We start from the raw sequence: 13,662 nt of genomic DNA, 5'->3' as shown, positions 1-13,662 counted from the left end.
GCTCATGCAGGTGTCAGCTCAGGACCACCACGCCCTTGGGCAGCGTGCTGACGTGCGCGCCGAAGGCCTCGCTGATGCGGTCGATCGCCAGGTCCAGCCGCGCGATCTGGAACCGCCCGCTGACCCGCCGCGCCGCCAGCGCGTCGCCCAGCACCAGGATGCGGCCCGGCCGATAGCGGTTGATCTCGGCCACCGCGTCGGCCAGCGGCATGTCGCGGAACACCAGCACGCCCTCGCGCCAGCCCATGGCCTGTTCCAGGTCGGCGCGCACCGGCGTCATCACGGCGTCGGCGTCGTAGCTGGCCTGCTGCCCGGCCCGCAGCGCCAGCTCGGCGCGCGGGTGGCGGATCGCCACCTGGCCCGACAGGCAGGTCACCGTGACGCTGTCGCCGATGCGGCGCAGCCCCACCGTCGCCCCACCCACCACCATCTCGCCCGCGCCGGCCGACACGGTCAGGGCCTGTTGCGCCTGCGGGCAACTGATGGCGGCCTGCCCTTCCAGCAGCGCCAGGCGCCGTTGCCCGTCCGAGACATTCATGCGCGTGTGCGCATCCAGTTCGACCACGGCCTGCCCGCCCCACTCGACGGTGCGCTGCTCGCCCACGCCGGTGCTGTAGTCCGCGCCCAGTCCGGCCAGCGTCGACCACCATCCCAGCGGCGCCAACGCGACCGCGGCGGTGGCCGTGCCCACGCCCGCCAGGCCCATGCGCAGGAATCGCCGGCGTCCGGACGGGGCCGGCGCCGTGCGCGGGTGGACGGCGCGGAACTCGCGGCCCGCCGCGCCCAGTTCGGCCCAGGCGCGGCGCGCCCGTTCGAAGGCCGCGGCGTGCGCGTCGCTGCGCGCGCACCATTCGCGCAGCGCCAGGGCGTCGCGGCGGGTGGCCTGGCCGGACTGGATGCGCCGCACCCAGGTGTCGGCCTCGCGCTCCAGCGCCTCGGCGGCGCAGGTGAAATAACGGCTGATGTTCATCGTTCCTGTCTCGGGGATGGCAGTCGCGCGCGGCAATACGCCTGCGCCTTCTGCAATTCGCGCTCCACCATGCGCACCGAAATGCCATACCGCAGCGCCAGATCCTTCTGCGGCGTTCCATCCAGCCGGTGCGCCAGCAGGATGTCGCGCTGGCGCACCGGCAGGCGCTCCAGCGCCGCCAGCAGGACCTGCAGCGTCTGCCGGTCCTCCGTGATCTGCGCCGGGCCCGGCGCCGAATCCGGCGTCAGGCCGAGAATCTCGTCGGTCTCGGCGGACGTCAGGCGCTCGTCGCCCGAGCGCGCGTAGTCGACGGCGATATGGAACGCCATGCGGTACAGATAGGCCTCGGGCTGGCGCACGCTGTCGGGCGCGGCCACCGCGTCCAGCTTCAGGTAGACGTCCTGCAGCGCGTCGCTGGCCAGCTCGTCGTTGCCCAGGCGGGCGGCGAGACGACGCTTGAGCCGGTCATAGTGGGTGACCAGCGATTTGCGCAAGGCGGCCAGGCCGACGTCCATCACGCCCCCCGTCCCGGCCAGCTAGTGGCCGCCGCGTCACGACGCAAGGCAGTCTCCCTCGGCGGCGGCGGCTTGCGGCCGGATGACGAACGTGACCGGCTGGTTCACGCCCGGCGGCGCCGGTTCGTCCAGCCGCAGCCGCTCCAGCCGCTGCGCCAGCAGCGCATCGCGCTGCGGCGACCCGGTCGAATCCAGCAGGCGCACGCGCCGGACCTGGCCGGCATCGCCGAACCACAGGCTGATCGCCGCGCGATAGTGCCCCGGGCGCACGGCCGGGTCGCCGCACAGCAAGGCGCGCATGGCGACCTGCAGCTTGCCGTAGAAGCGCCTGCGCGCCGCCAGGGCCTGCGCCGGTTGCGGCGCGGCGGCCGGGGCCTCGGCGGCGATGATGAAGGTGTCGGGGGAACCGTAGCGGGCCTGCAGGCCGGAATCCCGCAGCAGCAGCCGCAAGGCCGATTCGGCCGTGTAGTTGCCCACCACGCTGCTCGAGCGGCGGCCTTTCGTCAGGCGGCTGTCATACAACCCGGAATGACCGGTGCTGGCCGTGAAGCGTTGCAGCGCCTCGGCCAACGGCAAAGCGGGAATGTCGAAAAAGCGCAGGTCGCCAGCGCCCTGCGCGCGCGCGGCCTGCCCGTGCACGCCCAGGGCGGCGGCGAGCAGGAAGCAGCGAGTCACGAACCAGGCGCCGCGGGCGCGTCGGGAGGGAGTCATGGCAGGAATAGTCGAACACAGCCGCGATGTTCACCGCGATGACGGCAGGCGCCAGAGCTGCTGCATCGTAGTCGGCGTTTGTGACCGAACCGTGACGCCCGGTCAGGCCGGTTGATCCGCGCGCGCGACCACCGTGTCGTAGCCGAGCGCGCCGCTGTTGATGTTCACCGTGCGGGTATAGCGCAGCGTGTCGCCGTCGATCTCGCACAGCACCGTGTCGCGGAACGCCGTCTCCGGCAGGATCCACGTCATGTGCAGGCGGCGCTGGTCCAGCCAGGCGGCGCGCGCGACCACCACGCAATCGGGGATGTGATAACCGTGGTGCAGGTCGCGCCCCGGCATGTCGGTCACGCCCTCGACCCAGCGATCCCAGCCGGCCATGATGGTGTGGCGGCCGTCGGCATCCGTCAGCGTGAAGCGGCAGCCCTCGGCGGACAGGTCCAGTTCAATGCCGGTGATGCCCTGGGCGTTGTCGGCGGCCGTGAAACGCAGGCGCCGCGGCGGCTGCGCGGGAAGGCCGGCGGCCTGGAACGGCGACTTCCACGGCGCGGCCGCCTCCTCGTGCTGCCAGGCCGCCAGGCGCGCGGCCAGGCGCTCATCCTTGGCGGCGTCGGGACTCGACACGCCAAACGCCGCCGGGAAGTGCGCGTTCATGTGCGGCACCAGGCGCGAGCTGCCTTTCATCGCGCCGATCACCGCCAGCACCGCGCCATGTTCGGGATAGACGCGCACCATCTGCACGAACTTGCCGATGGCGGCATAGGTGGCGTCGTCGTACACCCACCACTGGTAGCCATAGCCGGCGGACGGCCCCTGCGCCCGCGTCGCGGCGCGCACCCAGTCCGGCGGCAGCACCTGGCGGCCCTGCCAGGCGCCGTCCTGCAGATGGAGGATGCCCAGCTTGAGCAGGTCCGCCGTCGTCGCCACCAGGCCGTTGCCGCCCGGGTTGACGCCGTCCGGCCCCACGTCCCAGGCTTCGCCGGCGATGCCCAGCGGCTCGAACAGGCGCGGCTTGAGGTAGTCGTGCATGGTCTGGCCGGTCAGGCGCGTCAGGATGGCCGACAGCATGTAGCTGGCGGCGCTGGTGTAGACGAAGCGCTCGCCCGGCGCGTACGCCAGCGGGATCTTGAAGAACTCGCGCACCCAGCTGGTCTTGATGCCGCGCCAGACCGCGCCCGAGGTTTCCGATTCATGGCCGACGCTCATGGTCAGCAGGTGCTCGACGGTCATCGCTTCCAGGCCCGGCTGCCGGGCCTCCTCGGCGAATTCAGGGAAGAAGCCGATGACCGGCGCGTCCAGGCGCAGCAATCCTTCCTGCACCGCCAGGCCGATGGCGCTGGCCGTGAAGCTCTTGGCCACCGAATGCAGATTGCGCGGCCGCTGCGCGGCGTAGGGCCAGCGCCAGCCCTCGGCCGCCACCGCGCCGTCGCGGAACAGCATGAAGCCATGCAGGTCCAGGCCGGCCTGTTCGACGTCGTCGAGGAATCCGATCACGGCATCGGGATCGACGCCGGCCGCGCTGGCGGTCTTGCGGCACAGGCCGTCGTGGCGGGCCTTGGAGTCATGGGCGGGAGAGACGGCGTCGAGCGGTGCGGACATGGGCGATGGCGAGGTGGACGTCCGGCGCCGGGCGGCGCAAGCGGCGCGGCGGGCGGACGCGTGGGGTGGCGTCGGACCGCCAGGACATGACGCGCGCGGCTCGGGCGCCATGTCCTGGGGCATCGCGGAAATTTTCTCACAAAATTGGCGCCAAAAATATTGGGGCCTGCGCCATTTGCCGGCGGCGCCATTGGGCCGCTGCGGCATTGCGCGAGTCCGCCATCCCGGAACCGACTGAAAGAACTGCCCGCGCGCCGCCGGCCGGCGGTTGGCCGCTGCTCGCCTGGGCCCATGGCACCGTCGGCATCGCCGACGTCTGCGCCCCGTCCTTTGCCGGGCGCGGGGACCGCGACACGCGCTATCTCGACTATTGGCTGGACCAGGGCTACGCGATCGTCGCCACCGACTACCAGGGCCTCGGCACCCCGGGCGCGCATCCTTACGCGCACGTGCGGTCCGAGGCCTACAGCATCCTGGACAGCATTCGCGCCGTCCAGAAGCATTACCCGGTCTCCGCGCGCACGGTGCTGATCGGGCAATCGCAAGGCGGCGGCGCGGTGGTGGCGACGGCCACCTTCGCCAAGGACTACGCCCCCGAACTCGATATCGCCGGCGCCGTCGGCACCGGCGTGAACCTGTCGGCGCGCGACTACGCGGCGCCGATGAACAACACCAAGCGGGTCGCCTATTTCCTGGTGTACCTGAACGCGATCCAGCTGGTCGATCCCGCCATCAAGCCGGAGGAATACGTGTCCGACAAGGCCCTGCCGGCGTTCGAGCTGACCCGCACGGCGTGCTTTCCGCAGGTCGAGCAGCGGGCCCGCTTCGATCACCTGGACAAGGACAACAGCTTCCGCCAGGATCTCTCGGCCATCACGCGCAAGCTGGCCGGCGTCAAGCATCCGCCCACCCTGCACACGGAGATCCCCATTTTCTGGGGCACCGGCGGCAAGGACACCGACGTCTTCCCCGAAGCGCAGCAGTCCGGCGTGACGACGGCCTGCGCGGCGGGCAGCCGCGTCGAATGGCACGTCTATCCGGGGTTCGACCACTCCGCCACGGTGAACGGATCGCTGCCCGACTCCACCGCCTTCATCAAACGCGCCTTCGCGGGCGAACAGATCGAGGGCAATTGCACGACGCCGCCAACGCTGCCGGCCCCCGGTCCGGCCTCCTGACAGCGACGCACCAACTCGGTGCAATCCGTCCCCATAGCAATCACGCAACACGTCACGGCAAGGGTTCGAAACTGCGAACAATTCTTGGTATCATTTCCTGCATATCGGCCGCTGGACCTGGCACAGGGACGCGGGTTCCTCGTGTCCTCCCCGCCGCTCGCGGGGACTCCCAAGCATGTCCAATCCCCTCCAGCTATTCTGCGAAGATCACTACGATTGGCTTTGCCAATGGTGGCGGCATCGGCTTGGCCATGGCGATGAGGCGGCCGACCTGGCGCACGACACTTTCCTGCGCGTCCTGCGCAAGCCCCACGAAGTCAGCGCGCTGCGGCAACCGCGCGCCTACCTGACCACCATCGCACGCGGCCTGCTCAACGATCATTGGCGCCGCCGTTCGCTGGAGCGCGCGTGGCTGGAGGCGGTGGCGGCGCTGCCGCCCGAAATGGAAGCCTCGCCCGATGCCTTGCTGGAAGTACAGCAAGCCTTGCAGCAGCTGGACCAGATGCTCGCCAACCTGGCGCCCCAGGCGCGCGAGGTCTTCGTCCTGTCGCAACTGGAAGGGCTTTCCTACGTCGAGATCGCCGCCCGCACCGGGTTGAGCGACCGCACCGTGAAACGCTACATGGCGCAGGGTTTCGAGATCTGCCTCACCCTGATGGACCACTGATCCGCCGTGGCCACGATCAACACCACGCCCCCTGACGCCGCGGTCATCCGCGAGGCCGCCCGCTGGCTCGTGCGATTGCATTCCGGCGAAGCCGGACCGGAAGACCATGCCGCCTTCGAGCGCTGGCGCCAGGGCGATCCCGAACGCGAGGTCGCCTGGCAGCGCGCGCAGCGCCTGAGCCAGCAATTCAACGCGGTGCCGCCCGCCCTGGGCGTGCCCCTGCTGACGCGGCAACGCCGCGCCAACCGCCGCGCGGTGCTGCGCACGGTGGCGGCGCTGGGCGTGACGCTGCCCGCGGCCTGGCTGGGCTATCGCCTGACGGTCTCGCCCTCCGGCGGCGAGGCCTACCGCACCGCGGTCGGCGGCCACCAGGACCTGACGCTGGCGGACGGCAGCCAGGTGCAGATGAACACCGATACCGACGTCGACGTGCGTTTCTCCGAACACACCCGGATGCTGCAATTGCGCGCCGGCGAAGTCTACGTCCGGACCGCGTCCGATCCCACGGGCACGGCGCGGCCCTTCATCATCGAAACCCCGCAGGGACGCCTGCGCGCCCTCGGCACCCGCTTCGTGGTGCGGCGGCCGGAAGGCGATGACGCGACGACCGCGCTGACGGTGCTGGAACACCGCGTCGAGGTCACCCTGCGCGGCGGCGGCGCCCCCCGCATCGTCAACGCCGGCGAGTCGCTGCGCTTCACCGCGAACGCCTTCCTGCCGGCCCGACCCGCCGGCCCCGAGGCGCCGGGCTGGACGCGCGGCGTCATCGAGGCCAGCAACATGCGGCTGGACGCATTCCTGGCGGAACTCTCGCGCTACCGGCGCGGCGTCGTCCGCTGCGATCCGGCCGTGGCCGGCTTGCGCGTCTCGGGCGTGTTCCGCCTGGAGGACACGGACGCGGTGCTGGCGATCTTGGCCAGGACACTGGGATTGCGCGTGGTCGAGCGCACCCGCTATTGGGTGACGCTGTCGAGCGCGGCCGCGTGACCTGCCACATCCAGCCATTAGTTTCATTTAGTTTCAATTCAATTTTCCTTCCCCTGTCCCTTTTCCCATCGCTCGTCCGGCATAGCGGACATTGATGATCAACCAGGGACGTGAACCGTGGCCTTTCGACTCCAATCCACCCGCGCCCGCCAATCGGGACAAGGCGCCCGCCTGGCGGCGCTGACCTTCGCCCTGGCGGCCGCCTTCGCGGCGGCGCCGCCGGCCCGGGCCCAGGCGGCGCAACAGGCCACGGCGCACGACTTCCACATCGCCGCGGGACAACTCGACCAGGCCCTGAACGCCTTTGCCAAGGCGGGCGGCATCACGGTGTCGTTCCGCCCCGAGGACGCGGCCGGCCAGACCACCCGCGGCCTGCAGGGCAGCTACACCATCGACGCCGGCCTGGCGCAACTGCTGGCCGGCACCGGCCTGAGCGCGGAACCGCAGCCGGGCCAGGGCTACGTGGTTCGCCCGCCGCGCGCCGCCAGCGCCAACACCATGGAAGCGATCCAGGTCAGCGCCGACTGGCTTGGCACCGGTCTTGAAAACAGCGTCCAGACCTTCGGCGGCGCCCGCACCCTGCTGCGCAGCGACGACATCAACAACAGCGGCGCGACCAACGTGGCCGACGCCCTGCGGCGCGTGCCCGGGGTGCAGATCAGCGGCAGCACCAGCGCCAGCGGCAGCTCGGTGGGCCTGCACGTCGGCATCCGCGGCCTGAACCCGCGCAACTCGTTCCGCACCACCATGCTGCTGGACGGCATCCCGATGGCCATGGCGCCCTATGGCCAGCCGAACCTGGTGATGTCGCCGACCAGCCTGGGCAACATCGAGTCGATCGACGTGGTGCGCGGCGGCGGCGCGGTGCGCTACGGCCCGCAGAACGTGGGCGGCGTCATCAACTTCAAGACGCGCTCGATCCCCAACACCAGCGGCCTGACCGCCGACGCCTCGGCGCGCTACAACATCTTCAGCCACGGCGGCACCAACACCCAGTACACCGGCTTTCTCGGCACGCAGTTCGACAACGGCCTGGGCGTGGCGCTGATGTATTCGGGCATGGACGGCGAGCAATGGCGCGACAGCAGCCACGACCGCTACAACGACGTGGCGCTCAAGTGGCGCTTCGCGCTGACCCCGACCTCGGAAATCTACGGCAAGTTCGCCCACTACGACGTCAAGTCCATGACGCCGGGCGGCCTGACCGTGGCCCAGTACCGCGACGATCCGTTCCAGAACACCCGGCCCACCGACTACTGGAAAGGGCAGCGCGACCAGGTCGACGTCGGCTACCTGAACTCGCTCTCGGACACGCAGGAATTCGAGGTGCGCGTCTACCACTACGACAGTTCGCGCCAGAGCTCGCTGATCAACACCGCCACCGGCCGCAACGACTTCCAGCCGCGCAACAACCAGGTGCTGGGCATCGAGCCGCGCTATACCCAGCGCGTCGAATGGGGCCCGACCACGCATGACATCACCGTCGGCTACCGCTACATCCGCGAGACCGGCCAGGATCGGCGTTATTCGGAATCGCTGGCGACCGGCCGGCAGGTCGGCGTCACGCAGGTCTTCGACAACGAGACCGAGGCCCACTCGATCTACCTGGACGACCGCATCGCGTTCGGCAACTGGCGCCTGACGCCGGGCGTGCGCTACGAGCGCATCCACAGCAACCGCAATCCCAGCGGCACCCCCGACGACACGCCGTTCGACGTGCGCAACAACCGCGCGCTGCCGTCGCTGAACGTCGCCTACCTGGTCGACGACGCGCTCACGCTGTACACCAACTACAGCACCTCGTTCGGCGCCGTGCAGTACACCCAGCTGAACTCGATGTCGGCGACCAACCCGCTGAACCCCGAGGTCGCCAAGACGCTGGAGGCCGGCCTGCGCTATTCGGGCGAACAGGTCCATACCGAATTCACCGCGTTCAATCTGCGCTTCGACAACCAGATCCTGTCGATCCCCGGCACCAATCCGGCCGTGTTCCGCAACCTGGGCGCCACCACGCACAACGGCGTGGAGTTCGCGATCGACTACGACTTCGACAAGGCCGGCCCGCTCGCCGGGCTGAACGTCTACGCCAACTACACCTACGTGCGCGCCATCCAGAAGTCCGGCGAATTCGAGGGCAACGACGTGCCGTTCTATTCGCGCCAGACCGGCACGCTGGGCGGGCGCTACAGCCTGCGCGACTGGACCTTCAACGTCTTCACCACGATGCAGAGCGGCCAATACTCCGACACCGCCAACACCGAACGCGAGACCGCCGATGCCAGCAATGGCCGCGTGCCGGGCTTCAGCGTCTGGAACGCCCAGCTCAGCTACAAGATTCCGCAATGGAAGGGCAGCGAACTGGCGTTCGGCGTGAACAACGTGTTCGACCGCCGCTATTACACCCGCAACGTCGACAGCAACGCCGGCCGCATGGTCGGCGCGCCGCGCATGGTCTACGTGCAGGCGCGCCTGGCGTACTGAGCGCGGACCGGGCATGGCGCGCCGCCTGTGGCTGTCCTGCCACCGCTGGATCGCGCTCGGCCTGGGCGGGATCCTGATCCTGTCCGGGTTGAGCGGCGCCCTGCTGGTGGTGGCGCGCCCGCTCGACCAGTGGCTGCATCCGGTGTATTTCGTCGCGGCCGGCGCCGCGACGGCGCAGCCGGCCTCGCTGGAATCGATGCGCGCCACGCTCGCGGCCGAGTTCGGCCCACAGGCCGCATTCACCTTCAGGCCGCCGCGCGAACCCGGCGAAACCGTGCAGGTCCGCGTGCGCGCGGCCTGGCGCGGCACGGTCTATCTGGATCCCGCCAGCGGCCGCGAACAGGGCCGGCGCGGCGACAACGACGGCTTCGTCGCCGTGGCCTACAACCTGCACAGCGCCCTGCTGCTCGAGCGGACCGGCAAGGCCGTGCTGGCCTGGGCCTCGCTGGCCTACCTGCTATTGATGCTGTCGGGGCTGGTGCTGTGGTGGCCGCGCAAGTGGCCGCCGTCGTTGCGCATGGTGTTCGACAAGGGCACCCTGCGCGCGCTGTTCGACGTGCACCGCAACGGCGGCGCGCTGCTGGCGCTGGCGCTGGCGGTCTGTATCGCCAGCGGCGCCTACCTGGCCTGGCGTCCGATCGGCGGCTGGATCACCGCCGCCAGCGGCCAGCCGCGCGTCGTCGCGCCCAAGCTGGCGCCGGGCCAGGCGCCGATGCGTCCGCTGGACGAACTGGCGGCCGCGGCCCAGGCGGCCTACCCCGATGGCGCCATCGGCTTCTTTCTCTATACCCCGCACGCCGACCGTCCGCTGGCGGTGCGCATGCGCCTGCCGGACGACCCGCATCCCAACGGCCGCTCGACGGTCTGGCTCGATCCGCGCACCGCGACGGTGGTGGCGGCGCAGCGCTGGAATGAACTCGACCCCGGCGCGCGGATCAACTCCATCCTGTATCCGCTGCACACCGGCGAGCTGGGCGGCGTGGCGGGTGAAGCCGCCGTCGCCCTGCTGGGCCTGGGGCTCGGCGCGCTCGGCATCAGCGGCATCTGGCTGTGGTGGCGCCGCCGCGGGCTGCGACGCGCGCAGGCGCCGGCCGGCCAGCGCGTTGCCCGCGCGCCGCGTTGAGCGCGCGCCAACGCCACGCCTACGCCATGACTTCGGCCAGGGCCTTGGCCAGTCCCGCTTCCACCCGGTCGACATCGGCCGTGCCGTTGTAGCCATGGAAACTGATGCGCAGGCGGCCGCGCCCGTTCCAGGTCAGCACCTGCTCGCGGTCCAGCGCTTCATGCAGCGCGCGGGCGTCGGCACGGGCAACGCAGACGCTGGCGCCATGCCGGGCCGGATCGGCCGGCGTCGACGGCTCGATGCCCAGGCCCGCCAGGCGGCCGAGCAGGTCGGTGGTCAGGGCCTGCACGTGCGCCTGGACGGCGTCGGCCTCGAACCGCGCCAGGTAGTCGAGCGCGCTGGACAACACATACAGGCTGGCGTGGGCCGGATTGCCGCGGGTGAAGCGCAGCGCGTCGCCGCGCAGCGTGATGCCGGCGTCGAAGCGGGTGTTGTCGTTGGCCAGCGAGTACCAGCCGGCGGTGGCCGGGGCCCAGTCGGGCTGGCGGCGGCGGTTCCAGCAGGCGGTGGCGACGCCGGTCATGCCCAGCATCCATTTGTAGCTGGCGCTGAAGGCGAAGTCCGCCACCTCGGCGTCAATGGGCAGGTAGCCCGAGGCCTGGGTGAAGTCGACGATCAGCAGCGCGCCCACCGCGTCCGCCGCCTGCCGCAGCGGGCCGAGATCGAAGCGCTCGCCATTCAGGTACGACACGTAGCTGACCAGGATCACGCGCGTGCGGTCGTCGACCCGCGCCGCGACGCCCGCGGCGCTGGCGGGATCGGCGAACCGCAGCTGGTAGGGCGCGTCCCGCCGCGCCAGGAACGGCGCCACCAGCGAGGGATACTCGGTGGCCATGGCGCAGATGTTGTCGCCCGGGCGCCAGTCGATGCTCTCCAGCACCAGCGACACGCCTTCGGCGACGCAGCCCACCCAGCCGATGTCGCCGGCCGGCACGCCCCATAGCGCCGCGACCTGCTCGCGGGCGCGCTCGACCTGCGCCTCCTGCGCGGCGCGGCCGCGGGCGCCGCTGGATTTGTCGCGGACATAGCGGCCATAGGCCTCGTCGTGTCGGCGCAAGAACGCCGTCTCGCCGGCGGCGCACACGTGGGAAACGCCCTCGGGGATGCGGAAGTCGCGAGGGTCGAACAGCGGATGAACGGTCATAGTGGTGAAAGTGGCAGGAGGGAATGGCGCTCAGGCGAGCGCGATGGCGTTCAATTCGATCAGCGCGCCGTCGCGCAGCGGACTGATCGGCACGACGGTGCGGGCGGGGCGGTGGTCGCCGAAGTAGTCGGCACAGGCCTGGTTGACGACCGGCCACAGGGCGCTGTCGCACAGGAACACCTGCAGCGACACCACCCTGCCCGCCTCCGAACCCGCGGCGCGCAGCACCGCGTCGAGACTGCGCAGCACGCGCGCGATCTGCGCCGCGCCGTCGGCGCCGACGATGCGGCCGGACTCGGGATCGACCGGCAGCAGGCCGCAGACATGCACCAGGCCCGCGGCCACGATGGCCTGCGAATAATGGCCGCGCGGCGTCGGCGCGCCGTCCGTGACGACGTGGCGCAGCGCGGGCGGCGCGAGGTGGGCGGCGGCGTTCATGCGTGCTCCTGAGTCGGCCGCATCAGCTTGCCCAGGAAGGCCTGCAGGCGCGGCGAACGCGGATTGTCGAACAGCTCGTCCGGCGCGCCCTCCTCCACGATCTGGCCCTGGTCCATGAAGACCAGGCGATCGGCCACCTTGCGGGCAAAGCCCATCTCGTGCGTGACGCACAGCATGGTCATGCCGCTTTCGGCCAGTTCCATCATGGTGTCCAGCACCTCGTTGACCATCTCCGGGTCCAGCGCCGAGGTCGGCTCGTCGAACAGCATGACGCGCGGCTGCATGCACAGGGCGCGCGCGATCGCCACGCGCTGCTGCTGGCCGCCGGACAGCTGGCTCGGATACTTGCCGGCCTGGTCCGGGATACGCACTTTTTCCAGGTACTGCATGGCGGTGCGCTCGGCGCTGGCGCGGTCCAGGCCGCGCACGCGCATCGGCGCCAGGATGCAGTTCTCCAGGATGGTCAGGTGCGGGAACAGGTGAAAGCCCTGGAACACCATGCCGACCTCGCGGCGGATGCTGCGCAGCACCTTCGGGTCGTCGGACAACGCGATGCCTTCCACCGTGATGCTGCCGCGCTGGTGCGCCTCCAGTTGATTGATGCAGCGGATCAGCGTCGACTTGCCCGAGCCCGACGGGCCGCAGATGACCAGTTTCTCGCCCGGCGCGACGTCCAGCGTGATGCCGCGCAGCACGTGCATGCGGCCGTACCATTTCTCGACGTCCTTGAGCCGGATGGCCAGGGCGGCGTCTTGCGTGTCGTGTTGAACCATCGTGTTCTCCATTACGGCGTCTGCCCCGCGGCGGGCGCGGCCGCCACGGTCCCGCCGCGGCGACCTTCCAGCCAGGCCGAATAGCGGCTCATGGCGAAGCAGATGCAAAAGTAGGTGGCGGCGGCAAAGGCATAGCCCTCGACGTCGAAGCCGAGCCATTCGGCGTCGCGCGAGCCGGCGGACACCGCCCGCAGGAAATCGGTCAGGCCGATGATCACCACCAGCGAGGTGTCCTTGAAAAAGCTGACCACGGTGTTGACCTGCATTGGCAGCGAACTGCGCACGCATTGCGGCAGGATCACGTCGCGCATCGTCTGCCAGTAGCCCATGCCGAGCGCGTTGGCCGCCTCTGTCTGGCCGCGCGGCATGGCCAGCAGCGCGCCGCGAAAGCCCTCGGCGAAATAGGCGGCGGCCACGAAGCTGTAGGCGATATAGGCGCGCAGCAGCTTGCCCGGCGTGGCCGCTTCCGGCAGCAGCAGCGGCAGTGTCACGCTGGCCATGAACAGGATGGCCACGAACGGCACCCCGCGCAGACCCTCGATGAAGACCACCGCCACGTAGCGCAGCAACGGAATGCTGCCGGTGCGGGCCAGCGCCAGCAGGATGCCCAGCGGGTAGCCCAGCGCCAGGCCGTAGGCGGCCAGCAGCAGCGTCAGCGGCAGGCCGCCCCAGCTGTCCGAGGCGACCGGCGCCAGGCCGGCGCCGCCGCCCATCAGCCACAGCACCACGGCCACGCTGGCCGCCCACACCGCCAGCAGCGGCGCGCGCCAGAAGCGCGGCAACAGGCTGGCGGCGATCACCAGGACCAGGATGGCCATGGCGATGCCGGCCCGCCACTGCTGCGCTGGCGGGAAAAAGCCGAACAGGAAGAAATCCAGCTTGACGCCGACGTAGCTCCAGCAGGCCCCGGCGGCGGCGCGGCAGGCCTGGGCGTCGCCCGTCCAGACCGCGTCGGCGATGGCCCAGCGCCAGACCGGCGCGGCCAGGCTGTAGAGAATGAGCAGGCTGCAGACCGTCAACAGGGTGCGCCCGGCCGTGCCGAAATACGGCCGCAGGAAAAGAGGCAATGTCATGGA

13 protein-coding genes are annotated in these 13,662 nt (G+C 70.5%); 5 read left to right on the top strand and 8 right to left on the bottom strand.

Annotated features, from left to right (window positions below; genetic code table 11):
• Positions 1–13 precede the first annotated feature (13 nt).
• From I6I07_RS12175 to I6I07_RS12160, 4 genes are all read right to left on the bottom strand, one after another.
• Positions 14–970 (bottom strand): FecR family protein, encoded by a 957-nt coding sequence (locus I6I07_RS12175; RefSeq protein ID WP_198486831.1) that lies wholly within the window; start codon positions 968–970, stop codon positions 14–16.
• Positions 967–1,485, bottom strand: a complete 519-nt coding sequence (locus I6I07_RS12170) for an RNA polymerase sigma factor (RefSeq protein ID WP_198486830.1) — start codon at positions 1,483–1,485, stop codon at positions 967–969. Before I6I07_RS12170 ends, I6I07_RS12175 begins: the two co-directional genes overlap by 4 nt.
• 36 nt (positions 1,486–1,521) lie before the next feature.
• Positions 1,522–2,196, bottom strand: a complete 675-nt coding sequence (locus I6I07_RS12165; RefSeq protein WP_198486829.1) for a secretin and TonB N-terminal domain-containing protein — start codon at positions 2,194–2,196, stop codon at positions 1,522–1,524.
• A gap of 102 nt (positions 2,197–2,298) precedes the next feature.
• The gene (locus I6I07_RS12160; protein WP_198486828.1) at positions 2,299–3,795 is read right to left on the bottom strand and encodes a serine hydrolase domain-containing protein; all 1,497 of its coding nucleotides are present in this window, start codon (positions 3,793–3,795) and stop codon (positions 2,299–2,301) included.
• A 206-nt stretch (positions 3,796–4,001) separates the two neighbouring features.
• Between I6I07_RS12160 and I6I07_RS12155 the strand changes: the two genes are divergently transcribed.
• The 5 genes from I6I07_RS12155 (at position 4,002) to I6I07_RS12135 (ending at position 10,231) form a co-directional block, all read left to right on the top strand.
• On the top strand, positions 4,002–4,973 hold the full coding sequence (locus tag I6I07_RS12155; protein ID WP_198486827.1) for an alpha/beta hydrolase: 972 nt from the start codon (positions 4,002–4,004) through the stop codon (positions 4,971–4,973).
• Between the two features lie 175 nt (positions 4,974–5,148).
• Positions 5,149–5,640 carry a sigma-70 family RNA polymerase sigma factor gene (locus I6I07_RS12150; RefSeq protein WP_198486826.1) on the top strand — a complete coding sequence of 164 codons (492 nt, stop codon included), beginning with the start codon at positions 5,149–5,151 and terminating at the stop codon, positions 5,638–5,640.
• 6 nt (positions 5,641–5,646) lie between these two features.
• Entirely contained in the window at positions 5,647–6,627 is a 981-nt protein-coding gene (locus I6I07_RS12145) for a FecR domain-containing protein (protein ID WP_198486825.1), read from the top strand.
• Between the two features lie 117 nt (positions 6,628–6,744).
• Positions 6,745–9,108 carry a TonB-dependent siderophore receptor gene (locus tag I6I07_RS12140; RefSeq protein ID WP_198486824.1) on the top strand — a complete coding sequence of 788 codons (2,364 nt, stop codon included), beginning with the start codon at positions 6,745–6,747 and terminating at the stop codon, positions 9,106–9,108.
• A gap of 13 nt (positions 9,109–9,121) precedes the next feature.
• A complete protein-coding gene (locus tag I6I07_RS12135; protein WP_198486823.1) occupies positions 9,122–10,231 on the top strand; it encodes a PepSY-associated TM helix domain-containing protein in 1,110 nt (369 codons plus the stop codon).
• A gap of 19 nt (positions 10,232–10,250) precedes the next feature.
• Here I6I07_RS12135 and I6I07_RS12130 read toward each other — a convergent pair whose 3' ends face one another.
• Genes I6I07_RS12130 through I6I07_RS12115 form a run of 4 tightly spaced genes read right to left on the bottom strand, consistent with a single transcriptional unit; the run spans position 10,251 to position 13,659 of the window.
• Positions 10,251–11,375, bottom strand: coding sequence for an aminotransferase class V-fold PLP-dependent enzyme (locus I6I07_RS12130; protein ID WP_198486822.1), 1,125 nt, complete (start codon positions 11,373–11,375; stop codon positions 10,251–10,253).
• Positions 11,376–11,405: 30 nt separating this feature from the next.
• Positions 11,406–11,813: a RidA family protein gene (locus I6I07_RS12125; protein WP_198486821.1), complete on the bottom strand. Its 408-nt coding sequence runs from the start codon at positions 11,811–11,813 to the stop codon at positions 11,406–11,408.
• Positions 11,810–12,586, bottom strand: a complete 777-nt coding sequence (locus I6I07_RS12120) for an amino acid ABC transporter ATP-binding protein (protein WP_198486820.1) — start codon at positions 12,584–12,586, stop codon at positions 11,810–11,812. Before I6I07_RS12120 ends, I6I07_RS12125 begins: the two co-directional genes overlap by 4 nt.
• An 11-nt stretch (positions 12,587–12,597) precedes the next feature.
• On the bottom strand, positions 12,598–13,659 hold the full coding sequence (locus I6I07_RS12115; RefSeq protein WP_198486819.1) for an amino acid ABC transporter permease: 1,062 nt from the start codon (positions 13,657–13,659) through the stop codon (positions 12,598–12,600).
• Positions 13,660–13,662: the final 3 nt, after the last annotated feature.

Origin of the sequence: Achromobacter deleyi, from assembly GCF_016127315.1 — a bacterium.
Classification (GTDB): Bacteria; Pseudomonadota; Gammaproteobacteria; order Burkholderiales; family Burkholderiaceae_B; genus Achromobacter; species Achromobacter insuavis_A.
This window is presented reverse-complemented; position numbering and strand designations above follow the sequence as displayed.